Here is a 25,927-nt window from a genome sequence, read left to right as displayed (position 1 = left end):
ATGAAAACTGAAACGACGATTCAGGGGTTAAATGCAGCACTTAGCCCAGCTCGCACTGCAAAAAAACGCATTGGTTTTGTTCCAACCATGGGGAACCTGCATGAAGGTCATCTCAATTTGGTTCGTGAAGCAAAAAAACTTTGTGATGTGGTTGTGGTGAGTATTTTTGTGAATCCAATTCAGTTTGGACCTAATGAAGATTATGCAAGCTACCCACGAACGCTAGATAAAGACAGTCAATTACTTGCTGATGTTGGCTGTGACATTATTTTCGCACCAAGTGTTGAGCAAATGTATGGCAAACAACCTCGTTTGACCAATATCAGTGTATCAGGAATTACTGAAGATTTATGCGGTGCATCACGCCCAGGGCATTTTGATGGTGTAGCTGTGGTGGTGAGCAAATTATTCAATATTGTTCAGCCTAATCTTGCGTTCTTTGGGCAAAAAGATTTCCAGCAACTTGCAGTGATTCGCCAGTTTGTTCAAGACCTAAACTTCCCAATCGAAGTGATTGGCGTGCCGATTACCCGTGCAGATGATGGCTTGGCGCTCAGTTCACGTAACGGTTATTTGACACCTGAACAACGTGCAGTTGCACCTACGATTTACAAAAGTTTAAAACAGGCCGAACAAGCATTGTTAAATGGTGTGAGCTTGGATCAGGTTTTAACCGAGATCAAAACACAACTGACAAATGCTGGCTTTGTTATAGATTATGTAGAAGCGCGTAGCCCAACATTGCAAGCAGTGACCGATTTCCAGCAAGATACAGTGATCTTTATTGCTGCGAAATTAGGCACAACTCGTCTAATTGATAATTTAGTTGTCAAATTTGTTGGATAACATTGTTTAAAAGCAATGAGGAAAGCAGTGTCATGAAGCGTATTTTAATTGTCACAGGTCAGTCAGGTTCAGGAAAATCATCAGCGCTACAAGTGCTTGAAGATCTGGGTTATTACTGTATTGATAATTTGCCGTTGGCACTGCTTCCTGAAATTGTGGCAAAACTGGATCATGAAAATAACTTAGAGCAGTTGGCTCTAGGGGTGGATGTTCGTAGTACTCAGGCGGATTTTCAAGAATTTGATCATGTCTTTGAACAGTTACAAAAACATGGTGTGGTTGATGTCATTTACTTAACCACGCAAGATCAGGGCTTGATTACGCGTTTTAGTGCTTCACGTCGTCCGCATCCACTTGCATCCCGTTATAAAACTCTGCTTGAATGTATTCAGGCAGAAAAAAGTCTGTTAATGCCGATTCAGTTTCGTGCAACGGTGAATATTGATACCACAGACAAAAGTGTGCATGATTTAAAACATACTTTGTTGTCCAAACTTGGACAGTCAGAAGATATGATTGTGATTTTGCAATCATTTGGTTATAAACATGGCATTCCACTCGATGCTGACTATGTTTTCGACGTACGGCACTTGCCAAACCCACATTGGGATTTAGAATTGCGCAAATTCTCTGGTCTCGATGCACCGATTCAGGAGTTCTTGGGGGCAAGCGATCAAACCAATGCCATGTTTGATGATATTTATCAATTTTTAGACAAATGGCTTCCTGCCTTTGCAGAAGGGCATAGACATTACATTACCGTCTCCATTGGGTGTACGGGTGGGCAGCATCGCTCAGTTTATATGGTGGATAGACTTAAAAAAGCATTACAAGCGAATTGGTCTATTCAGGTTTTACATAGAGAAATGAAGCATTGGTCATGATTGACACGACAGTAGATGTAATTAACAAACTTGGTTTACATGCACGTGCCTCTGGCAAACTCATTGAAGTGACCACCAAATTTCGCGCTTCGATTCAAATCGGTAAGGGCGAAAAGTTGATCGATGCAAAGAACATTATGGCATTGCTAATGCTTGGTGCTGGAAAGGGAACAACATTACGACTTGTTGTGGACGGACCAGATGAAGAGAAAGCCTTGGACGAAGTTCAGGCACTTTTCGCAGCAAAATTTTATGAGGCAGATTAAACGTGGCACGACGACCGCAACAACGCTATACCGAAGAAGATTTTGAATCTTTAGAAGGTCGTGCGAGTAAAACTGAACAAAAGAAAGCCGTACAACGTATGGCTGCTTTGGGTGAACAATTGGCAGCGCTTTCGACTAAGCAAATTCAACAACTTCCAGTTGAAGAGCGTTTAATTGAAGCGTTGTTAGATGTACAGGCGATTAGCTCATTTGAAGCGCGCCGCCGTCAATTTCAACGTATTGGTAAACTTCTTCGTAATGAAGATGAAAGTTTGATTTTGTCATATTTGACCCCGCAGCAAGGTGCAAAAAAACAAGCACAATTGCAACGCTGGGTTGATCGTATGATTGAACAGGGTGACAGTGCCATTCACGAATTTAGCAAACAGTTTAACGCAACTGATAAACATACGTTGCGTCAGCATATTTTGCGTATTCATCGTGATAAAAAACTTGAAGCAACCGAAGAGGAGCTTGAAGTTTCTCGTCAAAAATTGTTGAACTATGTACAACAAATTGGTTTGTTGTCTGATCAAGGCAAATCAAGATAAAAATAAGCGACCATCAAGGTCGCTTATTTTTTAAGTGTAACTTAGCCTGTTTGCTGTTCAGCACGCTGTTTTGCCCATTCTCTTAAAATAAACTTCTGTAATTTTCCTGTAGAGGTTTTTGGAATCTCGGTCATCACAATATCTTTGGGTAACTTATAACGTGCCAGATGCAGTTTGCAGTGCTCAATCAGTTGCTCAGCACTGAGTTCATGACCTGTTTTGAGTTCAATAAAAGCACAAGGAACTTCTTGCCAGTAAGGGTCGGGTTTAGCCACGACTGCTGCTGTTAAAACCGCAGGGTGTCGATACAGCACTTCTTCAATCTCAAGCGATGAAATATTTTCCCCACCAGAAATAATCAGATCTTTGGAGCGATCCATGATTTTGGCATAGCCATCGGGCTGACAGACGGCCAGATCACCCGTGTGAAACCATCCACCTGCAAAGGCTTCTTCTGTGGCTTTTGGATTTTTAAGGTAGCCTTTCATCACAATATTGCCACGGAACATAATTTCACCCATGGTTTGACCATCGTGCGGGACAGGTTGCATGCTTTCAGGATCAATCACTTTCATGCCATCTTGCAGCGGATAGGGAACACCTTGACGAGAGTGAAGCTGAGCTTGTTCTTGAATGGAGAGTTCACTCCAGCCTGCCTGTGACGCACAGAGTGCAGAAGGGCCATAGGTTTCGGTTAAGCCATAGACATGTGTGACATTAATCCCAAGATGACGCATGCCTTCAATAATCGCAGCAGGCGGTGCAGCACCCGCGACCATCACTTCAACACGATGGTCAAAATGAGCCTGTTTCTCTTTTGGTGTGTTGATGAGTAGAGATAGCACAATCGGCGCGCCACAGAAATAATCGACTTTATGCTCTGCAATCAGTTTAAATACCAGTTCGGGGTCGACTTTGCGTAAACAAATGTTGGTTCCGCCATTGGCTGCCATCGTCCATGCAAAACACCAACCATTGCAGTGAAAGAGTGGAAGTGTCCATAAATATTTGGCACGCGGAATCATGCCGCTGGCAATGATATTACTGGCGGCATTAATGTAAGCCCCACGATGATGATAAACCACACCTTTCGGGTTGCCTGTGGTGCCTGAGGTGTAATTTAAGCTAATCGCATCCCACTCATCTTGAGGTAAGTGCCATTCAAAATTAGGATCACCCTGAGCAATCCAAGCTTCATATTCAATAAAGCCAATGTCCTGCACAGCACCTTCATATTCAGCATCATGCACATCAATTACTTGAATCTGATGTTGAACCAAAGCCAATGCTTCCTGTGCGAGAGCCGAAAATTCACTGTCGACCAGTAATAGCTTGGTTTCAGCATGATCCAGCATAAAGGCCAGTGTTTTGGCATCAAGGCGAGTATTTAAGGTATTTAGCACAGCGCCTGCCATTGGAACGGCAAAATGCGCTTCAATCATGGCGGGAATATTAGGTAACAGCACGGAAACCGTATCATTTTTGCCAATACCCAGTTGATTAAGCTGATGAGCAAACTGACGACAGCGGGTATATTTTTCACGCCAAGTAATCTGCCGTGATCCATGAATCATTGCGGCCTGATGTGGGTAAATATGTGCTGCCCGCTCCAAATAGCGTAATGGCGATAATGCAACAAAGTTGGCTGCATTTTTGGGTAATTCATCATATGCACTGACTGCCATGTCAATGACTCCTGTCATGTTGTTGTTATATCGGTTTGGTTGTTTTGTATACACATTAGATGAATTTAACTGTAAAAATCTGCGCGGCTTTAGTCTTAATTTTGTTGACCTGCGCGTCTTGCTTTCGAACTTGACAGAATGGCAAATTTAAAAAAATTACAGATTGAAATACAAAGGTTTCTTAAATAGCCCAAGACGTGTAGAATCGTAGGGGAATTTTTTACCCACCGTTTTTATTTTGAGGATTTCCTCGATTTTAATCTCGCGGTGACATGCTCTATTGTGCGGGGCATCACTCCTTAAGGATTTATCTATGCCAATTATCACTTTGCCAAATGGCGATCAAAAACAGTTTGATCACGCCGTATCTGTGATGGACGTTGCGTTAAGCATTGGTCCTGGTCTTGCAAAAAATACAGTCGCAGGTCGTGTCAATGACCGCTTGGTTGATGCATCAGATTTAATTACCGAAGATGCAACATTGCAAATCATTACGCCTAAAGATGATGAAGGTGTTGAAATCATTCGTCACTCATGTGCGCACTTGGTTGGTCATGCAGTGAAGCAGCTTTTCCCAGAAGCAAAGATGGTGATTGGTCCTGTCATTGAAGAAGGTTTCTACTATGACATCTGGATGCCACGTCCATTTACATTAGATGATATGGCAGCCATCGAAGAGCGTATGAAAAAGCTCATCGACCAAGACTATGATGTCATCAAAAAAATGACTCCACGTGATGAAGTGATCGCAGAATTTACTGCACGTGGTGAAGAATACAAATTACGCTTGATTGCGGACATGCCTGAAGAAACTCAAATGGGCTTGTACTACCATCAAGACTATTTGGACATGTGCCGTGGCCCACACGTTCCAAACACAAAATTCTTAAAATCATTCAAGCTCACTAAAATTTCTGGTGCTTACTGGCGCGGTGATGCGAAGAATGAACAGTTACAGCGTATTTACGGGACAGCATGGGCGGACAAGAAACAGCTTGCTGCTTATGTGAAACGTATTGAAGAAGCAGAAAAGCGTGACCACCGTAAAATTGGTAAAGCGTTAGACTTGTTCCATATGCAAGAAGAAGCACCAGGTATGGTGTTCTGGCATCCAAACGGCTGGACCATTTACCAAGTGCTTGAACAATACATGCGTAAAGTTCAGCAGGACAATGGCTACCTTGAGATTAAAACACCACAAATCGTCGATTTCACTTTGTGGGAAAAATCAGGTCACGCCGCAAACTATGCGGATAACATGTTTACGACGCATTCAGAAAGTCGTAACTATGCAGTAAAACCAATGAACTGCCCATGTCACGTGCAAGTGTTCAACCAAGGTTTGAAATCTTACCGTGATTTGCCAATCCGTTTAGCGGAGTTTGGTTCATGTCACCGTAACGAGCCATCGGGTTCATTGCACGGCATTATGCGTGTACGTGGCTTTACTCAAGATGACGCACATATTTTCTGTACCAAAGAACAAATTGGTCAGGAAGTTGCTGACTTCATTAAACTGACTTTAGATGTGTATAAAGACTTCGGTTTTGAAGAAGTGCAAATGAAATTGTCAACTCGCCCAGAAAAGCGTGTGGGTGATGATGCACTTTGGGACATGGCCGAGAAATCTTTGGCTGATGCTTTGGATGCAGCGGGTCTAGCTTGGGAATTACAACCAGGCGAAGGCGCATTCTATGGGCCAAAAATTGAATTTTCATTGAGAGACTGCCTAGGCCGTGTATGGCAGTGCGGTACAATTCAATGTGATTTTAACTTGCCTGAACGTCTCGATGCCTCTTTTGTTACTGAAGACAATGAACGTGATCAACCTGTGATGTTGCACCGTGCAATTCTTGGCAGTTTTGAGCGTTTTATTGGTATACTTATTGAACACTATGCTGGTTTCATGCCACCTTGGTTATCTCCAGTTCAGGCATGTGTCATGAACATTACCGATTCTCAAGCAGAAGCGTGTGAACAAGTTGTGGCAAAACTCAAAGAAAATGGTTTACGTGCCATTTCAGACTTGAGAAATGAGAAAATCGGCTTTAAGATTCGTGAGCGTACACTTGAGCGCATTCCGTACCTTTTGGTTCTCGGCGATCGTGAAGTTGAAGAAGGTACTGTCAATGTCCGTACCCGCTCAGGAAAAAATTTAGGTACTATGTCAATTGATGCTTTCATTGACTTGGTGAAATCTGCCGTCGCCGAACGTGGCCGGTACATTGTGGAGTAAGAAAGATTAAACAGCCTGATCGTAACCAACAACAAGGTGGTAAAAGCAATCGTCCAGCATTGAACACTGAGATTCGTGCCAAAGAGGTACGGCTCATTGATGCTGAAGGTGAACAAAAAGGAATTGTTTCATTAAATGAAGCATTGCGAGCTGCAGAAGATGCTGATCTTGACCTTGTTGAGATCGTTGCTAATGCAGAGCCACCTGTTTGTAAAATCATGGATTTCAACAAGCACTTGTTTGATCTGAAGCAAAAGCAGAAAGATGCGAAGAAAAAGCAGCATCAAGTACAAGTGAAAGAAATCAAATTACGTCCTGCAACTGACGTAGGTGATTATCAAGTTAAATTGCGCGCGATTATTCGTTTCTTGGAAGAAGGGAACAAAGTTAAAATTACTTTGCGTTTCCGTGGTCGTGAAATGGCTCACCAACAACTTGGTCTAGCTCAATTACAAAAAATTGAAGCTGACGTTGCTGAGATTGGTGTCGTTGAACAAGCACCAAAAATGGAAGGTCGCCAAATGGGCATGTTACTTGGACCGAAAAAGAAAAAGTAATTGTCGGATTTGACGTAAAAAAAGCACTGCTCATTTGAGCGGTGCTTTTTTTATGGTGTATAAAACCAGAAAAGAGATTTTTTTGTCATAACTCTCAATTTTAAGTTTTAATAAAAAAGTATCTGTTTTTATATAATGACTAAGAATTTGAATGGGATGTCATTAGAGATGTTTAATTTTTAAGGTGTTGTAAATATTTTTAAATTATCATGATGTGATTATCAGTTAAATTTTTATACCGATAAATTGATTATTTTTATCAATTTTATAGTTTTAGCTCATTCATGAAAACATGATATAACAGGCAAACGAAAACCGACTTACTCAAATTGGCAAAGGAATTCAAATGATTGATGTATATTATTGGGGGACACCCAATGGTCGTAAAGTTACAATTGCACTTGAAGAAATGGGACTTGAGTATCAAATTTTTCCTATTAACATTGCAGAAGATGATCAATTTCAGCCTGATTTTCTAAAGATTTCTCCAAATAATAAAATTCCTGCAATTGTTGACCAGAACGGCCCACGAGGTGAACCCATTTCTGTATTTGAATCGGGAACCATTTTGCAATATCTTGGCCGAAAAACAGGCTTGTTTTACCCAACAGATGAGCAGCAACGGGTTGAAGTAGAACAATGGCTTATGTGGCAAATGGGTGGTTTGGGGCCAATGTTGGGACAAAATCATCACTTTAATCGTTTTGCAAAAGAAAAAATTCCTTATGCAATAGACCGTTATATCAATGAAACCAAGCGTTTATATGGTGTTTTAGACAAACAATTGATTGGTCAGGAATATGTCGCAGGGGAATATTCAATTGCAGACATGGCGATTTTCCCGTGGTTGTGTCGTTATGAATGGCAAAGCATTGACCTAGAAGAATTTGCAAACGTCAAAGCCTATATGCAACGTATGCATGAGCGCCCTGCAGTTCGAAAAGCAATGTCAATCGAATTATAATCGCTATCTATTTCACATCTTAGTTTGAGCTTCATGAGTTACTGGTTGTTATTTATTTGTGCTTTTGGAGCTGCTACTTTACTACCTTTACAGTCTGAAGCTGTACTCATGACTTTGTTGGTGCAAGGTCTGAGTAAACCTCACATATTATTGCTAGTTGCAACGATTGGAAATGTCTTGGGCTCTTGTGTGAACTGGTGGCTCGGCTTAAAAATCGAAAACTTTAAACATAAAAAGTGGTTTCCTGTTCCAGAAAAACGCCTCCAGCAGGCTCAAAATATTTATCATCAATATGGGTTTTACTCGCTGTTGCTGAGTTGGACACCCGTGATTGGTGATCCGATTACCTTGGTTGCAGGACTAATGCAGGAAAGGTTCTGGCGATTCTTGTGGATTGTCACCATTGCAAAAGGTGGGCGTTATTTGTGTTTATATGTTTTATATTTAGGGATTTTTTAAAATTTAAGGGGGATGTATTCCCCCTATTTTCATGATTGATGTTTTGTACTTTTATTGACATCAACATCGAACAAGTCAGATGTTTTAATCCAGCTCAATATTACGACACCCAGTGTCATGCAGCCGCCAAAAATGGTGGCAGTAATGGTTCCCATATATTTCGCGCTCAAGCCAGACTCAAACGCACCGAGTTCATTACTACTCGAAACAAACATACCATTGACCGCAGCAACACGGCCTCGCATGTTTTCTGGTGGGTAAAGTTGCAAAATGGTTTGTCGGATGACGACAGAAACACTGTCACAAGCACCAGTCATCATTAAGGCAAAAAGCGATAACCAAACGTGATTTGAAACGGCAAATATCAAGGTAAATACCCCAAAGCCAGCAACTGCAATCAGCATATTGCGCCAAGCATGTTGTGTCGGTGGAAAGCGGGTGAGGAGTAACATGGTCAACAGTGCCCCTACAGAGGGTGCAGCACGTAATAGCCCTAGACCTTCAGGCCCTGTTTTTAAAATATCAGATGCAAATATTGGTAAGAGTGCAACAACACCACCAAACAGGACTGAAACTAGATCAAGGGAAATTGCCCAAAGGACAATTTTGGTATTCCAGATAAATCGGAAACCCTCTTGCATACTTGACCAGAGATCCGCTTTTTCCATTGCAGGGAATTCACGTTTTTGCAGAAAATTCACCAGACAAAAGCAAATGAACATTAAGACAGCCACAGTGAGTAAACTGGTTTCACGACCTAACCCTGCTAACATGAAACCGCCGAGCATTGGGCCTAAGATGACACCGCTTTGCCAGCCAATTGTCGTCCATGTTGCACCATTGGTATATAACTCACGGGGGATCAGAAACGGTTTGAGTGACGTTGCAGCAGGAGAGTAAAAACCACGAATAATCCCAAAACAGAAAATTACGCTGTAGATTCCCCATTTGAGTAGTTCAACAGAAAGGTGGTTTGAATCAAAACGATTAAACAGTGTCCATAAAACTAAAGGTAATGGGAAAGAGAAGAATAAACAGATTTTCATAATGGTCTGTTTATTGAATTTATCAGCAAAATAACCACCCCATAAAGACAGGGTAATAAAAGGAATTGCTTCCGCTAGACCGATCATCCCGAGGGTCAGTGGGTCTTTAGTAATTTGATAGAGACTATATCCGACAATTACTTCCTGAATCAGAATACCTAGCGTAAGACAAAGTTGATTTATGGTAATAATAGTGAAATCACGATAGCGAAGAGCAGCAAAAGCATCCTGTTTTGTGTGCATGATCTTAGAAACTAAGTTGAGTAAAGAACTCAAGTATAGCGAGATTTAATCAATATTACTCTCGTAATTTGAGATTTTGCTTATTGAATATGATGTAAAACCTTATGAATTTTTAAGATAAATTAATCGTAAAAATAATGTGACTTAGCCGATCAGGCTTTAAGTTAGTCATTTTATATTTAGATATTTTATAGTGAATTTTCCATGAATAGAGTACACGCTGATGATCCAACCAGAAAAAGTCCAACTGTATTGTCAAGATGGTTATTGCCTGACAGGATCTTTATATCAACATGAATTACCTGTGCCGACTTTACCAATTCTGATCTGTCCTGCTACAGGAATTCGACAACGCTTTTATCAAGCGTTTGCGACTTGGTTATTTGAGCAGGGTTATGATGTTTTATGGTTTGATTTTCGTGGGATCGGGAAATCTTTACATGGAAAACTCAAAGACTCTCAAGCCAGTATTCAAGATTGGGGCATGCTGGATATTCCTGCGGCAATTGATTACCTGCTGCAACGAACCCAGAAATCACAAGTTTTAATGATTGGACACAGTGCGGGTGGGCAATTGCTAGGTGTTGTACCTAATTATCATCGGGTGGCAAAGCTAGTAGCTGTGGCAGGCTCAACTGGTTATGTCAAAGGCTTAAGCGGTCAAACCAAGTGGTTTGCTCCTGTTATGTTTAAAGTATTGTTTCCATTGTCAAGTCGTTTAGTGGGATATGGTGCAAGCCGATGGATTGGTATGGGGGAAAATTTACCAAAAGCTGTTGCACGGCAGTGGCGAGAGTTCTGTAGCCAAGCGGGATATATTGAAAATGCTTTGGGGAAAAGTATTTTTCAAGACTTTCATGACAAGATTCAAATTCCGATGACTGCAATCCATGCAATAGATGATGAAATTGCGACGAAAACCAATGTTGAAGACCTGTTGCGGTTATATCCTAATGCTCAAAAGAAGCGCATCGAACTTGCGCCAAGAGAATGGCAACATCAAGAAATTGGACACATGGCATGGTTTAAACGGAGCCATCAAAATCTGTGGCCGCTTGTGCTGAAAGAATTGCAAGATTATTGACAAAATTAGCGAGGGAAATGCTTTTGTTTTGAGCAGAGTTGCTATAAAATACCGCCTTCCTTACCTGCAGGTCGTTATTGCAATGGTGCAAACGTGCCGAACAGGTGCTTAAAGAGGTTGTTATGGCTAAGTTAAAAACTCGCCGTGGTGCAGCTAAACGTTTCAAAGCGACTGCTAACGGTTTCAAGCGTAAACAAGCGTTCAAACGCCACATTTTGACCAAAAAATCTGCTAAGCGTATTCGTCAGTTGCGCGGCTGTGTAATGGTTCACGTGAGTGACGTTGCTTCAGTTCGTCGTATGTGCCCATACATCTAAGGAGATTTATAAATGGCTCGTGTAAAACGTGGTGTAGTGGCTCATCGTCGTCACAAAAAAATTCTCGCTCGTGCTAAAGGTTACTATGGTGCTCGTTCACGCGTTTATCGCGTAGCGTTCCAAGCGGTAATCAAAGCTGGTCAATACGCTTACCGTGACCGTCGTCAGAAAAAACGTCAATTCCGTGCTCTATGGATTGCGCGTATCAACGCTGGTGCTCGTCAAAACGGTTTGTCTTACAGCCGCATGATCGATGGCTTGAAAAAAGCTCAAGTGATCATCGACCGTCGCGTGTTAGCTGACATCGCTATGCATGATGCAGTTGCTTTCGCTGCTTTAGCTGAAAAAGCTAAAGGTGCTTTAGCTGCATAAGCTTAGAGATTCAAAAAAAGGCCGCATTTTGCGGTCTTTTTTATTGGTTAAAATAATCAGAATATAAGTTCAACCTGAGTTTCTTTAGGTTGGTCTAAAATGAGAATAAACAAAATGGATGATCATGGTTTTTTAGAACAATTAATACAATCCCGACAACAAGGGAAAAAATTCAAATATCTCTGCTTTTGGGGACATACACCCAAAGATCCAAAGATTGTTGATAAAAGCTGTTTGAGCCAGTGGTATCCGAGTGCATTTGAGCTTGATGGTATTCGCTATGCAACAGCAGAGCATTATATGATGGCGCAAAAAGCCAAATTGTTTGCAGATGATGTAATTTTTGAAAAAATTCTGGCATCGGAACACCCGAATCAGGCCAAAAAGCTGGGGCGTTTGGTCAAAGATTATGATGAAACTATTTGGTTAGCGCATCGTTTTGAGATTGTCGTGCAGGGAAGTATTGCTAAATTCTCTCAGCACGCAGCGCTAAAAGATTTCTTGTTGGCAACAGGTGAACGGGTTTTAGTTGAAGCATCACCCGTTGACAAAATCTGGGGGATTGGTTTGGTGCAAGACCATGAAAAAGCTGAGTATCCAGAAAAATGGCAGGGTTTAAACCTACTTGGTTTTGCACTGATGCAGGCAAGAACACATTTACAGTCGATCTGATCCATTGAATGGCGCAGTTTGGAAACTGCGCCATTCAAATCTATTTATTAATTGCAATAATTTTAATGCTGACTTTCTTGCAACTTTTATCTAGGCAAAATCCTGAAAACCAAAGTTCTCCACTTTCACCAATCATGATGCCCTGTGTATTGGCAAACACATTTTCATATTTTTGTGCTTGAATTACGTTGACCAACATTGGGTCGAAAATGTCATCATATCGTTTCAGCAGCTCTTGAGCAGATTTAAAAGTAATCTTTTTACCTTCTAAATTAATTTTGATCGGGTAGTGAATCATGCTTGCTACTTTGCTTTTTTCCCGTTCTTGAGTTGCGGCTTGAAAGTCTTTTAGAAACTTTTGATAAGAGGTGTGTTCACCATACAGAAAATCAAGTCGTTGATTGACTTCATGGGTATTGTTTGCTGGTTCAGTTTGGGCCCAACTTACGATAGGTAAGCTTAATCCGATCACTAAGCTTAAACTGCTTAAAAGGGGGAAATGTCTCTTCATGGTTTTATCCTTAAAATACCCACTTAAAAAGAACGTAGGAAATTTAAATACTTATAGTTGTTGTAGGTTAAGACAAGGTTAAATTTATACAATGATTGGTACATTCTAAAATATACCAATCCGTTCTTGGATTAGAAACCAAAATAATAGGCTAATACACAGATCAAGATCGTCATAATGATCAAAGTCACGACATTTTTATTGGAAATTTGATGCTTGTGAGGTTCTGTCGCTGTAGATTTATTCAAATTTACATTGGCATAACTTTGAGTCTGAGGCGCTGCCGCAGGTGTCTCAAATGGTGTTTCAGGTGCGATGATTTTACGCTGAGCAGTTTGATAGTGATTGGCTGTTTTTACAATCAACTTGGCAAACAAATCATCCAGCTTTTGTGAAAAATGTTTAAAGGCACGCTTTTCATCGGCAGATGCAAAGACCTGACTTTCTTCACTCTGAATTTTAGCCTGCTCAGCTAAATCGAGTTCAAGCGCTTCAAGTTTAAGTAATAATTCGTTGCTTAGATTCGCTTGATATTGCGCAGGTAATAATGCCGATTTTTCTTCAAGATCAAACGCGATTTTATTGGGTTGGGTGAGGTTAAAACCTGTGTAGTGCTGTTCAGTAAAATGCTGTTGCTGAACATTTTGAGCATAAGTCGTGTTAAACAATTCCTGAGTAAGATATTGCTGAATGCGATCCCATTCAGGGGCTTGTAAATCAGCCTGAATTTTTTTGTAGAGTTTGCTATTGAGCTCAAAATTCCATAGTGTTTCTTGGCGAGTCGAGCTTTGCTGAGCATCTGGAATCATAAATTCCTGTTCTGTATTAAACCATTCGGCAAGTTCATTGCCAAAGACCCAAGCGGTTTTTTTCTTGTCATGATGGCTGACAATAAAATGTGAATAGGGCAGAAGTTCAATGTTTGGATTCGGGTTTTTTTCCTCATTGAGCATACTGGATGCATGTAAACTCAAACGAGTGACGCCCTGTTTTTTCAGGTTTTCCAGCCAAATCTGAAAATGCTGTGCCAGCAAATGCTGGGACAGGAGATCTCGGAATGCAAAGGTATGCTGGTCAAAAATTGGAATCTGTCGCCACTGATGTACACTCAGCCCGTGCGTCAGATACTCGTTGCCATAGGTCACTAAAGTAAGTTGTTGTTTCCAAATTGGGTCAAGAGCCATAGTGTTTCTCAGTATTGCCATAACAATATCTTATACTTTTTACAAATCAGGATGGTATTAGAATTTTCATCGTGTGTAAGGCTCATCAACACGCACAAAAGCTGTTAGAATGGCAAGTTTAATTTATTTTTTAACATCGATGCTTTGAGAGAAATTATGTCACTGGAAGCCCTGACCACTGAAGCGCTGGATGCAATTGCTGCAGCTCAAGATCTTGCTACACTTGACCAAGTACGAGTGCAGTTTACAGGTAAAAAGAGTCAGCTTGCAGAGCAGTCAAAATCCTTAGGGAAAATGGATCCCGAACAACGTAAAGTTGAAGGTGCAAAAATTCACGCAGTTCGTGAAGCAATCAACAATGCTTTGACTGAGCGCCAAACTGTATTACAACAACAAGCACTGAACGCTAAATTGGCCAGTGAAACTATCGACATTACCTTGCCGGGTCGTGGTCAAAGCATGGGAAGTCTTCATCCTGTGACTCAGGTTCAAGAGCGGATTTGCCAATTCTTTACTAAAGCTGGTTTTACAGTTGCAACTGGTCCAGAAGTTGAAGACGATTATCATAACTTTGAAGCACTGAACATTCCTGGACATCATCCTGCACGTGCGATGCATGACACCTTCTATTTCGATGCATCGCATTTGCTACGTACCCATACTTCTGGTGTGCAAATCCGTACCATGGAAACGTCGCAACCACCGATTCGTATTGTGTGCCCAGGTCGTGTTTACCGCTGTGACTCTGACCAAACTCACTCGCCAATGTTCCATCAAATCGAAGGTTTATATGTGGCTGAAAACACCAGCTTCGCCGAATTGAAAGGCCTGTTGGTGAATTTGCTGAACGAATTCTTTGAGAAAGATTTGAAAGTACGTTTCCGTCCATCTTACTTCCCATTCACAGAGCCAAGTGCGGAAGTAGACATTATGGATGAGCGTGGTCGTTGGTTAGAAGTGTTGGGTTGTGGCATGGTGCACCCAAATGTGCTGAGCGCAGCAGGGATTGATCCTGAAAAATACAAAGGTTTTGCCTTTGGTTTGGGTGTAGAGCGTTTTGCGATGTTGCGTTATGGCATCAATGACTTGCGTATGTTCTACCAAAATGATGTGCGTTTCTTACGCCAATTTGCTTAAAACAGATTTAGACCTCTCCCTAACCTCTCCTAAAAGGAGAGGGGCTTTAAAAGCGAAAAATATAGGGTGCTCTTCGTTGGAAAAATGAGAGTGAGAGAGGGATTTGAAAATAGATTTATAGGTTTTTACGAAATGAAAATTAGCGAAAATTGGTTGCGTACGTGGGTCAACCCAGCAATTGATAGCGATACATTATCTGATCAGCTCACCATGCTGGGTCTGGAAGTAGATGAACTTGCACCTGTAGCCAAAGCATTTACGGGCGTTGTCGTTGGTGAAGTCCTCACTGTAGAGCAACACCCAGATGCGGATCGTTTACGTGTCACTACCGTGAATATTGGTTCAGGTGAGCCATTGCAAATCGTGTGTGGCGCACCGAATGTCCGCGTAGGTATGAAAGCCCCTGTGGCAACTGTCGGTGCAGTCTTGCCAGGTGATTTTAAAATCAAGAAAGGCAAGCTTCGTGGCATTGAATCACACGGCATGTTATGCGGTGCTTCAGAAATTGACCTTGAAGATAAAATTGATGGTTTGCTAGAACTTCCTGAAGATGCGCCGATTGGTGTCAACATTCGTGAATATTTGAAACTTGATGACAACGTCATTGATATTTCAATCACACCAAACCGTGGTGACTGTTTCAGTATTCGTGGCATTGCCCGTGAAATTGGGGTGATTAACCAGTTGGCAGTGACTCAACCTGAAATTCAGCCTGTTGCAGCAATCATTGCAGATGAAAAAGCGGTTGTTGTCACAACTCAAGGTGCACCACGCTATTTGGGTCGTGTCATTAAAAATGTCAACGTGAAAGCGGCAACCCCGGAATGGATGGAGCAAGCTTTAACACGTTCAGGTGTGCGTACGCATAGCATCTTGGTCGACATCACCAACTATGTCTTACTTGAATTGGGCCAGCCGATGCACGCTTTTGACTTGGCTAAACTTGAAGGTGCGATACAGGTTCGTCAAGCCACGGCTCAAGAAGAACTGCAATTGCTCAATGAGCAAGAAGTTGAGTTGAATGAAGATGTCATGGTCATTGCAGATGATGCAAAAATTTTAGCAATTGCAGGCATCATGGGTGGTTTAGCATCAAGCGTGACCGATGACACTCAAGATATTTTCCTTGAAAGTGCTTTCTTTAGCCCGCTTGCGATTGCAGGACGGGCGCGCCGTTTTGGTTTACATACCGATTCATCTCAACGTTTTGAACGTGGCGTGGACTTTGAATTGCCAATCTTGGCGATGAATCGTGCTTCACAATTGATTCAACAGCTTGCAGGTGGTGAATTTGGCCCTGTCACTGTGGCTGAGCAAGCAGCACTATTGCCAAAACGTGAAGCGATTGAATTGAACCAAGCTCAGGTTGATCAATTGTTGGGTTATACCGTAGCAAGTGACTTTATTACCGATGCTTTAACTCGTTTAGGTTGTGCAGTCACAGTGAAAGCACAGGGTGAGTGGTCAGTTGTACCACCATCACATCGTTATGACATGGCGATTTACCAAGATTTGATTGAAGAAGTAGCACGTATTCACGGCTATGACAACATTCAAATCAGCTTGCCTAAAATTGATGTACAACTGGCGAAATACCAAGATCGTTTTGAATTGGCTCAATTGCGTCAAACTGTGGCGACTTTGGGTTATCAAGAAGCGATCAGCTTTAGCTTTGCTGACTTGAAGTTAGAAAAACAGCTTAATCCAAATGTTCAACCGTTGGCATTGGCAAACCCAATTTCAAGTGACTTGGCTGTCATGCGTAGCACGTTGTTGTCGAGCTTAATTCCTTGTGTTCAGTACAACTTGAACCGTCAGCAAAACCGTGTGCGTTTCTTCGAGCTTGGCTTGCGTTTTGACTATCAAAATGCATCGAATATTGATGAGTTAAAACAGATTCCAACGCTGGCGTTAATTGCAGTGGGTTCACGTACGCCAGAACAGTGGCATGTGAAAACTCAGCCAATGGATTTCTTTGACTTGAAAGGTGAAGTTGAGCAAATTTTAGCGGCTGGACGTATCGAAGTTGAATACCAGCGTTCGACTCGTGAGTGGTTACACCCAGGACAATCTGCTGAAATCGTGGTCGATGGTCAGTCAATTGGTTACTTGGGTCGTTTGCATCCATCATTGGAAAATGAGTTGGATTTAGGCACAACTTGGGTGGCTGAACTCGATCAAACGGCTGTTTTGCAATCTTATGTATCTAATTTTACAGAATTATCACGTTTTCCGTCGGTTAGACGTGATATTGCGCTTTTAATTGATGATAAGATTGAGGTAAAAGAGATTCAGCAGTTAATTCAACAAACTGGTGGAGAGCTGCTTGATTCAACATGGTTGTTCGATGTCTACACTGGACAAGGTGTTGAAGATGGTAAGCGTTCGTTGGCCTTTGCATTGTTGTGGCAACATCCATCGAGAACACTAGAAGATGCTGAAATTAAGTCAGGTATGGATCACATCATTGAAGTGTTGCAAAACACTTATCAAGCAACATTGAGGGCGTCATGACAGCATTAACAAAAGCAGAAATGGCAGATCATTTAAGTGAGCTTACGAATTTAAACCGTCGTGAAGCAAAACAAATGGTTGAGCTATTCTTTGATGAAATTAGCCAAGCATTAATTGCTGGTGAGCAGGTAAAACTTTCTGGATTTGGCAACTTTGAACTTCGTGATAAGCGTCAGCGTCCAGGTCGTAATCCAAAAACTGGCGAAGAAATTCCAATTTCTGCACGCCGTGTTGTTACTTTCCGTGCGGGTCAAAAATTCCGTCAACGTGTTGGAAATGAAGCTGATCAGGATGATTAATTAAATTAATCTTGAGTGAATAAGGGGATGATTAAATCATCCCCTTATTTTTTATAAATAATGTCGTTTGACCCAATCGATACTTTGTATCAATTGTTGTTCTATTGGGGCTTGAGTGACATGAGGGTCTAAATTGGGTTTAGCTAAAGTTTCTGTGCGCAAGAATTCGAGCATTTCCCGAGAAAAATTGAGATGTTGTGCGAGCAGTCGACATTTAAGTAACATTGAAAGGATAGAAATTGGAATAGAGTAGCGTGGAGCTTTACGATTAAGTTCTTTTGCAATCAGTCGAATCACATCATGAAAAGTGATACTTTGAGGGTGAGTTACTAAAATTTCCCGTTGATAGTAAGATTTATCCTTTAAAGATAGCACGATCTGCTGTGCTACAGTCTTTACACTCACCCATGGTACGTGATGTTGAGCAGAGCCAGGAAGAGCAAGCATTTTACCTTGAGCAATCTGTTTAACAATTTGGGTAAACACCTGATGTTCTGCAATTTCACCTGTGTTTTCAGTGCCAATTAAAGTAGTAGGATGAATCACTGTCCAGTCCAGTTTAAGTTCTTGAGCAAGTGCTAAACTACGAAAATGTGCTTCAATTTTTAAAGCTTCATAGCTACCCAGTTGACTGTAAAGCTGCTGCCAGTTGCTTTGCAATGGTTTTGTTAGATCAATGCCATATTGCTGCAAGTGTATTTCTAACGTCAGCATATAGCCTGAAATGAGTATGACTTTTTGTAGTTGTGTCCGTTCTTTTAAGAGTCGGATGAGGGTTAAACTGCCATCAACATTGGTGGTATGAGCTTGTGCCGCAGTTAAATTCCATGCGAATAAAACACCTGCGTGGATCAATGTATCTACTTGAGCTAAACGCTGCCAACCTGAGCTAGATATACAGCCAAATCACTTTGCGCTAAATCTCCTTGAATACACTGAAAGTGGGCAGTATCACAGCCTTTCCCTTGTAGCCATTCGCATAGTATGGGTATTTGCTGTTCTGGGTTACGGAGTAGGGCGACTACATCTTGTTTTTGTCGTAATAATTCTAACAGTACGAATCGTCCTAAAAAACCTGTCGCACCTGTGATTAAAATCGCCATAATTTTTCCTTTAGGGTTGTATTGCGATTTAGTCTAAACTGTGGAGTACACTCTATAGTCAAGAAGAATAATCATGCTGATTCATGCATTAGGAAAACGTATTGGCTTAAGTCGAGTACACTACGTTTTTATGAAAAATTGGGGTTAATTGAGTCACAGAGAGCCAAAAATGGCTATCGACATTACTTTGAGCAAATGGTTTTCGTCTGGAGTTAATTCAGTTGGCGAAGTCACTTGGGTTTCAATTGAGTGAAATTGCAGAACTCATCAAAATACTCTTGCTATACAGCAGCAGCTTTCTACTGAGCAGTTGCAGGAGTCTTTGGAAGGGAAGTTGAGAGAGATTGATGGGAAGCTACAGCGATTGCAGAGCTTAAAGGGATTGCTACAAGGAATATTGAACCAGCAGCTTTGTCCGATTTAATTAAACTGTATGCAAGATTTAGACATAAAAAAAGAGAGTCGTTAGACTCTCTCTTTTTTCACTAAATTCGGATGAATTAGTGAGCAGCTTCAGAAGCAGCAGCTTCAGATGCAGGAGCAGCGTCAGAAGCAGCTTCAGATGCAGCAACTGTAGCTTCAGAAGCAGCAGTTGTAGCTTCAGAAGCAGCAGCAGCAGCTTCAGATGCTGGAGCAGAAGCAGGAGCAGCTTCTTCAGTTTTCTTAGCACAACCAACGAAAGCTAAAGTTGTAGCAACAGCAGCTGCGATAGCAATTTTTTTGAATAACATGGCATCACTCTCATAAATAATAGAGACATAAAAAAACCGAAGCAAACTTGTTTGTGCTTTAATTATCCCTATACGTTCGATAGGTAACAACGCATGGAGCAAGTCCGCTGGCATGACAATATGCTATCACTGCCCATATTGAATTACTACTACTGAATGAAAAAAAAACGAGAGAAATCGTGATTTTTGTCGGGTTTTTTAACAGAAAATAACAATTAAAAATCAAATTACATTTAGATAAATGATGATGTAAACATTGAAAAAAGCGAAGGGTTTTTTATGGGGGAGGGTTAGGTAAAAAATGAATAAAAATACAATTTAACAAATAATCAGTCGGATTGTGAAAATATGTAATAGTTGTCAACTTTAGGCCATTAAAAACGTTAATGGCCTAAAAGTGACAGATAAACTTCTTATTGTTTGCGCTTCATTTGCTCAAAGAAGTCATCATTGGTTTTGGTTTCTTTCATGCGGTCTAACAAGAATTCCATTGCTGCTAGCTCATCCATTGGATGAAGCAGTTTACGCAAGATCCAAACTTTGCGTAAATTATCTTCGCTCATCAGACGTTCTTCGCGGCGAGTTCCTGATTTTTTCAAGTTCATGGCAGGGAAGACGCGTTTTTCGGCAATACGGCGATCTAGAGTAATTTCTTGGTTACCCGTACCTTTGAATTCTTCATAGATCACATCATCCATCTTACTGCCTGTTTCAATCAATGCAGTTGAGATAATAGTCAGTGAACCACCTTCTTCAATGTTACGAGCAGCACCAAAGAAGCGTTTTGGACGTTCAAGTGCATGAGCATCTACACCACCTGTCAGAACTTTGCCTGAAGATGGAATAACCGTGTTATAGGCACGTGCCAAACGTGTAATCGAATCGAGCAAGATCACAACATCTTTTTTATGCTCAACTAAACGTTTAGCTTTTTCGATAACCATTTCAGCAACTTGAACATGGCGCGCTGGAGATTCGTCGAACGTAGATGCAACCACTTCACCACGTACGGTGCGTTCCATTTCGGTTACTTCTTCAGGACGTTCATCAATTAGAAGTACGATCAGGAAAACTTCTGGGTTGTTACGAACAATTGACTGGGCAATGTTTTGTAGCAACATGGTTTTACCCGCTTTTGGCGGAGCAACGATAATCGAACGTTGGCCTTTACCAATTGGAGCAATTAAGTCAACAACACGAGCTGTAAGGTCTTCAGTTGTACCGTTACCAAGTTCCATGATCAATTGTTCAGTTGGAAACAATGGTGTTAGGTTCTCAAATAAAATCTTGTTACGTGAGTTTTCAGGCGTGTCGTAGTTAATTTGATTAACTTTTAATAATGCAAAATAACGTTCGCCTTCTTTTGGTGGGCGAATTGTTCCTGCGATTGTGTCGCCTGTACGTAAGTTAAAGCGACGAATTTGAGATGGGCTAACATAAATATCGTCAGGACCAGCAAGATAAGAGCCTGCTGCTGAACGTAAAAAACCAAAACCATCAGACAAAATTTCTAAAACACCATCGCCAAAGATTTCTTCACCGTTCATGGCATGACGTTTTAAAATCGCGAAAATAATGTCTTGTTTACGGTTACGTGCCATCCCCTCAAGGCCCATAAACTCAGCAATTTTAATGAGTTCGCCAATCGGTTTTTTCTTGAGTTCAGTTAAATTCATAGGTGGTCAGTGTGTGTCGATGTAAGAACATCTAGAGTAACGATTTGGAAATAAATGCAAGAGTCAGCCGCATGCAATGAAAATTGCACAATAAACGCAGAGATCTGTTTAGTTCATTGTTCGAAGATCAAAGTAAACAATTGCAGTGCCGAGCGGCGATCTTTTGTGTTGTGTTGCAAGAAAGGACTTGCTTAAGGCTTTGCCTTCCTTGAGCAATAAGAATATAAGTGACATCCGTGAAATTGTCAATTTTCACCAAACAAAATACGCAAAAAAGGGCGTATTTTGTCGGATTTTTTTAGATTAGATATTTTCGTCAATAAACGCAACAAGGCGTGAACGAGGTACAGCACCGACTTGTTGAGCAACAACTTCACCGTTTTTGAACAACAATAATGCAGGAATGTTACGAATGTTGTAGTTTACAGCAGTAGTTTCACAGCTAGTGACATCAACTTTTACAACTTTCACTTTACCTTCGTATTCGCGAGATAAATCTTCCAAAACAGGAGCAATCGCTTTACAAGGACCACACCAACCCGCCCAAAAATCTACAAGTACAGGCGTTTCAGAATCCAGAACGTCAGTTTTGAAATCTGCGTCTGTGGTATTAACAAGGTTAGACATAGAAATGCTCCAAAATGATCAGTCGTCAACAACTGTCTTTTATTTATATTGATATATAAGTATTACACAGCTATTTTCAACATCATAGTCTGATGAATAGTTGTAATTCTAAAGGTTACTGGTTTTTTGTCTAATGGAACATCACGATAGATTTAATCGATGATGGCAATAATCATGAAAATCTAGAGAAAAACTGGTGGTTCAGTGGGTAAAGCGCTTTTCAATTTGCGGTGAGTGAATTAATCTAGGCAACAATTAAGTTTGATTTGTTATGCACAATGTCTGATTTTCTGATTGATGAAGAATTGCTCGCTGCAATTGATATGGGGTCAAACAGCTTTCATTTAGCGATTGCTCGTGTAGACCACGGTGAAGTGAAGAAAGTTGTTTCAATGTCGGAAAAGGTACAGCTTGCTGCTGGATTAGATGAAAATAAGAATTTAACCGAAGCGGCGCAGCAGCGTGGCTTAGCATGTCTGGCACGTTTTGTTGGGCGTTTAAGTTCTGTGCAACCAAATCGTTTGCGGATCGTCGCAACGAATGCTTTGCGTCAGGCGAAAAATGGTCAGGATTTTATTCAGCAAGCCGCTGAAATTTTACCAAAACCCATTGAAATTATTGCAGGGCGTGAAGAAGCACGTCTGATTTATCTTGGCGTATCTCATACCATGGCCAATGGTGGTCGTCGTTTAGTGATTGATATTGGTGGTGGCTCAACTGAATTTATTATTGGTGAGCAATTTGAGCCTTTATATACAGAATCATTGCAAATGGGCTGTGTAGCTTTCACCAAGAAATATTTTGAAGATGGTGAAATCAACTATAAGAACTTTAATAAGGCCTTTGTTGCTGCTTGCAAAGAGTTATCAGCCATCGCAAACAGTTATAAAGCTGAAGGTTGGGATACCGTTGTTGGTTCAAGCGGTACAATCAAAGCTTGTCGTCAAATTATGGTGAATATGGGCTGGAGCGATGAGCAGGAAAGTGTCACGCGTGAAGGTTTAGAGAAACTCAAAGATAAATTACTTAAATATAAGCATGTTTCTGAAATAGAATTTGATGGCTTAAAAGAAGATCGTCGAGCAGTTTTGCCAGCTGGGGTTGCGATTTTGTACGCTGCATTTGAAGTGTTGGACATTGACCGTCTCATGTACTCAGATGGCGCATTGCGTGAAGGTGTGATGTATGACCTGTTGGGTCGCTTCAAGCATGAAGACATCCGTGACCGTAGCGTACAGGCATTGATTGGACGTTATAATGCTGATCCAAAACAAGCAGAGCGAGTGGTAAAAACTGCACAAACTTTATTTGATTCTGTTTCTGGTAAATTGAAATTAACGAATGAAGACAGTGACTTACTTCGTCGTTCGGCATATTTACATGAGATTGGTTTAGCCATTAGTCATGGTGGTTATCATCGTCATGGGGCATATTTATTACAGCATTCGGACATTCCTGGCTTCTCACAAATTGATCAAAATCATCTGTCTCATTTGGTTGCACATCATCGTCGTAAATTACGCAGTGAGAGCAAAATGGATGTTTTGAAGGTTGGTGGACAGTCATTAGTCTATCTTTGCTTGCTGCTCAGACTGGCAGTTTTACTCAATCATAGTCGCAGTGATCAGATGCTTCCTGCCATTGAATTAGAGGTCTTGGATGAGCAACAATGGCAATTAACTGTTTCTGGCGATGCGAAACAATGGCCATTACTGGTTGCCGATTTGCACGATGAGCAAGAGCAATTTAAGCATTGGGACATTGATTTGATCATTCAGTCGGAAAAATTTATTGATTAACTCGATTTGGTTAATTTAAGGATAATATTCGACCTATGAAAAATAAATCTGCTCAATCTAAAGCATGGAAAACTGTACAAATCGCCCGTCATCCTGAGCGTCCACAGTTTTTAGACTATGCAAGTGAATTGTTTGATGAGTTTGATACTTTGCATGGTGACCGTGTTTTCGGTGACGATGGTGCAATGATTGGTGGTTTAGCGCGTTTTGAAGGCCAGCCTGTAATGGTTGTAGGTCAACATCGTGGTCGTACGACTCGTGAGCGTTTACAGCATAACTTCGGGATGTGTAATCCAGAGGGCTATCGTAAATCACAACGTTTACTTGACCTTGCTGAGCGTTTTAACCTTCCTGTATTTACCTTTATCGATACGATGGGTGCATACCCGGGTGTAGGTGCAGAAGAGCGTGGTCAAGCAGAAGCGATTGCAACAAGCCTTGCACAACTTTCTCGTTTGAAAGTGCCTGTGATTGCAACTGTATTGGGTGAAGGTGGTTCTGGTGGTGCGCTTGGTATTGGCGTTGCAGACCGTGTGATCATGTTGTCACATAGTATCTATTCAGTGATTTCACCTGAAGGTTGTGCGTCTATTTTGTGGAAAACTGCAGAAAAAGCAGAGCAAGCAAGTGAAGCTCTAGCACTAACTGCTGAAAAACTACAAAAAATAGGTATTGTTGAACATATCGTTGATGAAGGTGAAGGTGCACACCTAAACCCTGAACAAGTCATGGATAACTTACGTGAAGTGCTTAAAGAAGCATTAGCGGAATTACAATCGATGGATGCTGAAGCACGATGCGAAGCTCGTTATCAACGTTTAATGAAATTTGGCAGCAACAACTTAGGTCTAGCATCTTAATAGATGCTGACCAGCATTTCTTACAACAGAATTTTCTGATTGGATGTAGCGGCGGCATGGATTCCATGCTGCTGTTATATTTACTGCACTCCCTCTTTCCTCAGCGCGTTCGCGCCATCTATATCGACCATCAATTGCAAGAACCAAGTTCAACTTGGGGTAAAGTCGTGGCAGATTTTTGTCGACAGCTTGATATGCCATGTGTGGTTGAATGCGTTGATGTGGTTTCAGGTAATCTTGAGCAACAAGCAAGAAATGCGCGTTATGCTGCATTTTTACAGCATAAACAACCGAACGAAGTTTTGGTGCTAGCACATCATCAGCAAGATCAGGCTGAAACCGTGTTGTTACGATTGTTGTCTGGTACAGGTGTTGGCGGTTTGGCGGCAATGCGTCGAGTTGATGTTCGTGATGATTTGACCATTTGGCGTCCTTTACTTGATCTCCCTCGTGAGCAGATTGAACAATGGACACATGATTTACAGTTGAGTTATGTGACTGATCCAACCAATGCAGACCCACATTATGATCGGGCATGGTGTCGAACTGAACTGTGGGGAGTCTTGCAACAACGCTTTCCTCAAATGCAATCTGCGCTCGCACGTAATGCACAATTGATGCAAGATGCGGATGATATTTTGCAAGAAGTGGTTCAGCAGGATTGGAAAAAGTGTGGGGATGGCTCTCATTTAAGTTTGAATGTATTAGCGCAATTAACGGCAGCACGACAGCGACAATTATTGTCTGCATGGATGAAGGGTGAACTGACTTATCGTCCAAGTTTGGATGCTGTTGAACGTTTGCAGCGTGAAGTGATTCACTCTAAAGCAGATGCTCAAGCTTGTTTGTATATAAAGCCTTATTATTATGTGCGATTTCAGAAAACTATATATCGTCTAACGGCACAGGAATATTTGTGTAAACAAACAGATGAGATTCCAGTACAGCAACAAATTCATTGTACAAAACAACAGCTCGTTACACTGATTTCTGGTGACTATTGTTGTACTGAGTTAGAGTATGGTCTATCTCATGAGCTACTTGATATTCCTTTGATGCTTTATCCGCGTATAGGCGGGGAAAAAATTCATTTATACGGACGTGTTGGTGCGTGGCCACTGAAAAAAGCGTTGCAGGATGCACAAATTTTTCCTTGGTTGCGTCATCGGGTGCAAATTTTGGCAAAAGATGATGTTATTCTAGGAGTCTTTACCCCTCAAGGGTTTTGGCTTGCACAGTCTTGTTACTGTCAGTTTGGCGGATGGCAACCAAAACTTATTCATGAGTAATAAAAACATTGTCGA

Annotated in this window: 28 protein-coding genes; 19 read left to right on the top strand and 9 right to left on the bottom strand. The window is 41.3% G+C overall.

All coding sequences use genetic code 11. From position 1 onward, the window contains the following. Genes panC through yjgA form a run of 4 tightly spaced genes read left to right on the top strand, consistent with a single transcriptional unit; the run spans position 1 to position 2,547 of the window. Entirely contained in the window at positions 1-846 is an 846-nt protein-coding gene (panC, locus tag C1A47_RS05345) for a pantoate--beta-alanine ligase (protein WP_111893169.1), read from the top strand. 32 nt (positions 847-878) lie between these two features. Further along, entirely contained in the window at positions 879-1,730 is an 852-nt protein-coding gene (gene rapZ / locus C1A47_RS05340; RefSeq protein ID WP_111893168.1) for an RNase adapter RapZ, read from the top strand. Continuing rightward, complete coding sequence (locus C1A47_RS05335; protein ID WP_111893167.1) at positions 1,727-1,996, top strand: HPr family phosphocarrier protein; 270 nt, start codon at positions 1,727-1,729, stop codon at positions 1,994-1,996. The genes rapZ and C1A47_RS05335 overlap by 4 nt, the downstream gene beginning before the upstream one ends. Positions 1,997-1,998: 2 nt before the next feature. Next, a complete protein-coding gene (gene yjgA / locus C1A47_RS05330) occupies positions 1,999-2,547 on the top strand; it encodes a ribosome biogenesis factor YjgA (RefSeq protein WP_111893166.1) in 549 nt (182 codons plus the stop codon). Positions 2,548-2,588: 41 nt separating this feature from the next. Here the strand turns inward: yjgA and C1A47_RS05325 are convergent, their stop codons facing one another. Then, entirely contained in the window at positions 2,589-4,232 is a 1,644-nt protein-coding gene (locus C1A47_RS05325; RefSeq protein WP_111893165.1) for an acyl-CoA synthetase, read from the bottom strand. Between the two features lie 313 nt (positions 4,233-4,545). On the opposite strand from C1A47_RS05325, the gene thrS reads away from it, so the two are divergent. The 4 genes from thrS to C1A47_RS05305 all read left to right on the top strand — a co-directional run bounded on the left by thrS (position 4,546) and on the right by C1A47_RS05305 (position 8,448). Then, on the top strand, positions 4,546-6,468 hold the full coding sequence (gene thrS / locus C1A47_RS05320; RefSeq protein WP_111893164.1) for a threonine--tRNA ligase: 1,923 nt from the start codon (positions 4,546-4,548) through the stop codon (positions 6,466-6,468). A 5-nt stretch (positions 6,469-6,473) separates the two neighbouring features. After that, positions 6,474-7,025, top strand: coding sequence for a translation initiation factor IF-3 (infC, locus tag C1A47_RS05315; RefSeq protein ID WP_111893163.1), 552 nt, complete (start codon positions 6,474-6,476; stop codon positions 7,023-7,025). Between the two features lie 346 nt (positions 7,026-7,371). Further along, complete coding sequence (locus tag C1A47_RS05310) at positions 7,372-7,989, top strand: glutathione S-transferase N-terminal domain-containing protein (RefSeq protein WP_111893162.1); 618 nt, start codon at positions 7,372-7,374, stop codon at positions 7,987-7,989. Between the two features lie 33 nt (positions 7,990-8,022). Then, positions 8,023-8,448 carry a YqaA family protein gene (locus C1A47_RS05305; protein ID WP_111893161.1) on the top strand — a complete coding sequence of 142 codons (426 nt, stop codon included), beginning with the start codon at positions 8,023-8,025 and terminating at the stop codon, positions 8,446-8,448. Between the two features lie 29 nt (positions 8,449-8,477). Here C1A47_RS05305 and C1A47_RS05300 read toward each other — a convergent pair whose 3' ends face one another. Beyond that, entirely contained in the window at positions 8,478-9,737 is a 1,260-nt protein-coding gene (locus C1A47_RS05300) for an MFS transporter (protein WP_111893160.1), read from the bottom strand. 223 nt (positions 9,738-9,960) lie between these two features. On the opposite strand from C1A47_RS05300, the gene C1A47_RS05295 reads away from it, so the two are divergent. From C1A47_RS05295 to C1A47_RS05280, 4 genes are all read left to right on the top strand, one after another. Beyond that, on the top strand, positions 9,961-10,821 hold the full coding sequence (locus C1A47_RS05295; protein WP_111893159.1) for an alpha/beta fold hydrolase: 861 nt from the start codon (positions 9,961-9,963) through the stop codon (positions 10,819-10,821). 122 nt (positions 10,822-10,943) lie between these two features. After that, on the top strand, positions 10,944-11,138 hold the full coding sequence (gene rpmI, locus C1A47_RS05290) for a 50S ribosomal protein L35 (protein WP_001096359.1): 195 nt from the start codon (positions 10,944-10,946) through the stop codon (positions 11,136-11,138). 12 nt (positions 11,139-11,150) lie between these two features. Next, entirely contained in the window at positions 11,151-11,510 is a 360-nt protein-coding gene (gene rplT / locus C1A47_RS05285) for a 50S ribosomal protein L20 (protein WP_000124858.1), read from the top strand. Positions 11,511-11,624: 114 nt separating this feature from the next. Further along, complete coding sequence (locus tag C1A47_RS05280; protein WP_111893158.1) at positions 11,625-12,182, top strand: NADAR family protein; 558 nt, start codon at positions 11,625-11,627, stop codon at positions 12,180-12,182. Positions 12,183-12,222: 40 nt separating this feature from the next. Here the strand turns inward: C1A47_RS05280 and C1A47_RS05275 are convergent, their stop codons facing one another. Further along, a complete protein-coding gene (locus C1A47_RS05275) occupies positions 12,223-12,693 on the bottom strand; it encodes a hypothetical protein (protein ID WP_111893156.1) in 471 nt (156 codons plus the stop codon). Positions 12,694-12,824: 131 nt separating this feature from the next. After that, positions 12,825-13,877, bottom strand: a complete 1,053-nt coding sequence (locus tag C1A47_RS05270; RefSeq protein ID WP_111893154.1) for a hypothetical protein — start codon at positions 13,875-13,877, stop codon at positions 12,825-12,827. 156 nt (positions 13,878-14,033) lie between these two features. On the opposite strand from C1A47_RS05270, the gene pheS reads away from it, so the two are divergent. The 3 genes from pheS to C1A47_RS05255 all read left to right on the top strand — a co-directional run bounded on the left by pheS (position 14,034) and on the right by C1A47_RS05255 (position 17,827). Continuing rightward, complete coding sequence (gene pheS, locus C1A47_RS05265) at positions 14,034-15,014, top strand: phenylalanine--tRNA ligase subunit alpha (protein WP_111893152.1); 981 nt, start codon at positions 14,034-14,036, stop codon at positions 15,012-15,014. 132 nt (positions 15,015-15,146) lie between these two features. After that, positions 15,147-17,528: a phenylalanine--tRNA ligase subunit beta gene (pheT, locus tag C1A47_RS05260; protein WP_111893150.1), complete on the top strand. Its 2,382-nt coding sequence runs from the start codon at positions 15,147-15,149 to the stop codon at positions 17,526-17,528. Then, positions 17,525-17,827 carry an integration host factor subunit alpha gene (locus C1A47_RS05255; protein ID WP_111893148.1) on the top strand — a complete coding sequence of 101 codons (303 nt, stop codon included), beginning with the start codon at positions 17,525-17,527 and terminating at the stop codon, positions 17,825-17,827. Before pheT ends, C1A47_RS05255 begins: the two co-directional genes overlap by 4 nt. A gap of 51 nt (positions 17,828-17,878) precedes the next feature. Here the strand turns inward: C1A47_RS05255 and C1A47_RS05250 are convergent, their stop codons facing one another. Both C1A47_RS05250 and C1A47_RS17935 read right to left on the bottom strand, forming a co-directional pair. Beyond that, a complete protein-coding gene (locus C1A47_RS05250; protein ID WP_264756259.1) occupies positions 17,879-18,682 on the bottom strand; it encodes an NAD-dependent epimerase/dehydratase family protein in 804 nt (267 codons plus the stop codon). A gap of 14 nt (positions 18,683-18,696) precedes the next feature. After that, a complete protein-coding gene (locus tag C1A47_RS17935) occupies positions 18,697-18,930 on the bottom strand; it encodes an SDR family oxidoreductase (RefSeq protein WP_264756258.1) in 234 nt (77 codons plus the stop codon). A gap of 21 nt (positions 18,931-18,951) precedes the next feature. On the opposite strand from C1A47_RS17935, the gene C1A47_RS17985 reads away from it, so the two are divergent. Then, the gene (locus C1A47_RS17985) at positions 18,952-19,146 is read left to right on the top strand and encodes a MerR family transcriptional regulator (RefSeq protein ID WP_227539737.1); all 195 of its coding nucleotides are present in this window, start codon (positions 18,952-18,954) and stop codon (positions 19,144-19,146) included. Between the two features lie 284 nt (positions 19,147-19,430). Here C1A47_RS17985 and C1A47_RS05240 read toward each other — a convergent pair whose 3' ends face one another. The 3 genes from C1A47_RS05240 to trxA all read right to left on the bottom strand — a co-directional run bounded on the left by C1A47_RS05240 (position 19,431) and on the right by trxA (position 21,964). Next, the gene (locus C1A47_RS05240) at positions 19,431-19,661 is read right to left on the bottom strand and encodes a hypothetical protein (protein WP_111893591.1); all 231 of its coding nucleotides are present in this window, start codon (positions 19,659-19,661) and stop codon (positions 19,431-19,433) included. Between the two features lie 413 nt (positions 19,662-20,074). Beyond that, on the bottom strand, positions 20,075-21,337 hold the full coding sequence (gene rho, locus C1A47_RS05235) for a transcription termination factor Rho (protein ID WP_111893146.1): 1,263 nt from the start codon (positions 21,335-21,337) through the stop codon (positions 20,075-20,077). A gap of 303 nt (positions 21,338-21,640) precedes the next feature. After that, on the bottom strand, positions 21,641-21,964 hold the full coding sequence (trxA, locus tag C1A47_RS05230; protein ID WP_111893144.1) for a thioredoxin: 324 nt from the start codon (positions 21,962-21,964) through the stop codon (positions 21,641-21,643). Between the two features lie 278 nt (positions 21,965-22,242). Here trxA and ppx point away from each other — a divergent pair, with 278 nt between their 5' ends. From ppx to tilS, 3 genes are read left to right on the top strand one after another with little or no spacing between them, the layout of a single operon-like run. Beyond that, positions 22,243-23,763, top strand: coding sequence for an exopolyphosphatase (gene ppx / locus C1A47_RS05225; RefSeq protein WP_111893142.1), 1,521 nt, complete (start codon positions 22,243-22,245; stop codon positions 23,761-23,763). Between the two features lie 35 nt (positions 23,764-23,798). Next, a complete protein-coding gene (locus C1A47_RS05220) occupies positions 23,799-24,623 on the top strand; it encodes an acetyl-CoA carboxylase carboxyltransferase subunit alpha (RefSeq protein WP_111893140.1) in 825 nt (274 codons plus the stop codon). Beyond that, entirely contained in the window at positions 24,560-25,912 is a 1,353-nt protein-coding gene (tilS, locus tag C1A47_RS05215; RefSeq protein ID WP_111893138.1) for a tRNA lysidine(34) synthetase TilS, read from the top strand. The genes C1A47_RS05220 and tilS overlap by 64 nt, the downstream gene beginning before the upstream one ends. Positions 25,913-25,927: the final 15 nt, after the last annotated feature.

Origin of the sequence: Acinetobacter sp. MB5 (genome assembly GCF_003261585.1) — a bacterium.
Classification (GTDB): Bacteria; Pseudomonadota; Gammaproteobacteria; order Pseudomonadales; family Moraxellaceae; genus Acinetobacter.
The sequence above is the reverse complement of the archived record's forward strand: the minus strand, read 5'-3'. Positions and strand labels throughout refer to the sequence as shown.

Coding starts and splice junctions, on each gene's coding strand:
- rpmI (WP_001096359.1), top strand. CDS start 10,944: ATGGCTAAGTTAAAAACTCGCCGTGGTGCAGCTAAACGTTTCAAAGCG.
- tilS (WP_111893138.1), top strand. CDS start 24,560: ATGCGAAGCTCGTTATCAACGTTTAATGAAATTTGGCAGCAACAACTT.
- C1A47_RS05255 (WP_111893148.1), top strand. CDS start 17,525: ATGACAGCATTAACAAAAGCAGAAATGGCAGATCATTTAAGTGAGCTT.
- rplT (WP_000124858.1), top strand. CDS start 11,151: ATGGCTCGTGTAAAACGTGGTGTAGTGGCTCATCGTCGTCACAAAAAA.
- C1A47_RS05295 (WP_111893159.1), top strand. CDS start 9,961: ATGATCCAACCAGAAAAAGTCCAACTGTATTGTCAAGATGGTTATTGC.
- pheT (WP_111893150.1), top strand. CDS start 15,147: ATGAAAATTAGCGAAAATTGGTTGCGTACGTGGGTCAACCCAGCAATT.
- C1A47_RS05325 (WP_111893165.1), bottom strand. CDS start 4,232: ATGGCAGTCAGTGCATATGATGAATTACCCAAAAATGCAGCCAACTTT.
- ppx (WP_111893142.1), top strand. CDS start 22,243: ATGTCTGATTTTCTGATTGATGAAGAATTGCTCGCTGCAATTGATATG.
- C1A47_RS05300 (WP_111893160.1), bottom strand. CDS start 9,737: ATGCACACAAAACAGGATGCTTTTGCTGCTCTTCGCTATCGTGATTTC.
- C1A47_RS05280 (WP_111893158.1), top strand. CDS start 11,625: ATGGATGATCATGGTTTTTTAGAACAATTAATACAATCCCGACAACAA.
- rho (WP_111893146.1), bottom strand. CDS start 21,337: ATGAATTTAACTGAACTCAAGAAAAAACCGATTGGCGAACTCATTAAA.
- C1A47_RS05220 (WP_111893140.1), top strand. CDS start 23,799: ATGAAAAATAAATCTGCTCAATCTAAAGCATGGAAAACTGTACAAATC.
- trxA (WP_111893144.1), bottom strand. CDS start 21,964: ATGTCTAACCTTGTTAATACCACAGACGCAGATTTCAAAACTGACGTT.
- C1A47_RS05270 (WP_111893154.1), bottom strand. CDS start 13,877: ATGGCTCTTGACCCAATTTGGAAACAACAACTTACTTTAGTGACCTAT.
- panC (WP_111893169.1), top strand. CDS start 1: ATGAAAACTGAAACGACGATTCAGGGGTTAAATGCAGCACTTAGCCCA.
- pheS (WP_111893152.1), top strand. CDS start 14,034: ATGTCACTGGAAGCCCTGACCACTGAAGCGCTGGATGCAATTGCTGCA.
- C1A47_RS05310 (WP_111893162.1), top strand. CDS start 7,372: ATGATTGATGTATATTATTGGGGGACACCCAATGGTCGTAAAGTTACA.
- thrS (WP_111893164.1), top strand. CDS start 4,546: ATGCCAATTATCACTTTGCCAAATGGCGATCAAAAACAGTTTGATCAC.
- C1A47_RS05240 (WP_111893591.1), bottom strand. CDS start 19,661: ATGTTATTCAAAAAAATTGCTATCGCAGCTGCTGTTGCTACAACTTTA.
- C1A47_RS17935 (WP_264756258.1), bottom strand. CDS start 18,930: ATGGCGATTTTAATCACAGGTGCGACAGGTTTTTTAGGACGATTCGTA.
- C1A47_RS05305 (WP_111893161.1), top strand. CDS start 8,023: ATGAGTTACTGGTTGTTATTTATTTGTGCTTTTGGAGCTGCTACTTTA.
- C1A47_RS05275 (WP_111893156.1), bottom strand. CDS start 12,693: ATGAAGAGACATTTCCCCCTTTTAAGCAGTTTAAGCTTAGTGATCGGA.
- C1A47_RS05335 (WP_111893167.1), top strand. CDS start 1,727: ATGATTGACACGACAGTAGATGTAATTAACAAACTTGGTTTACATGCA.
- rapZ (WP_111893168.1), top strand. CDS start 879: ATGAAGCGTATTTTAATTGTCACAGGTCAGTCAGGTTCAGGAAAATCA.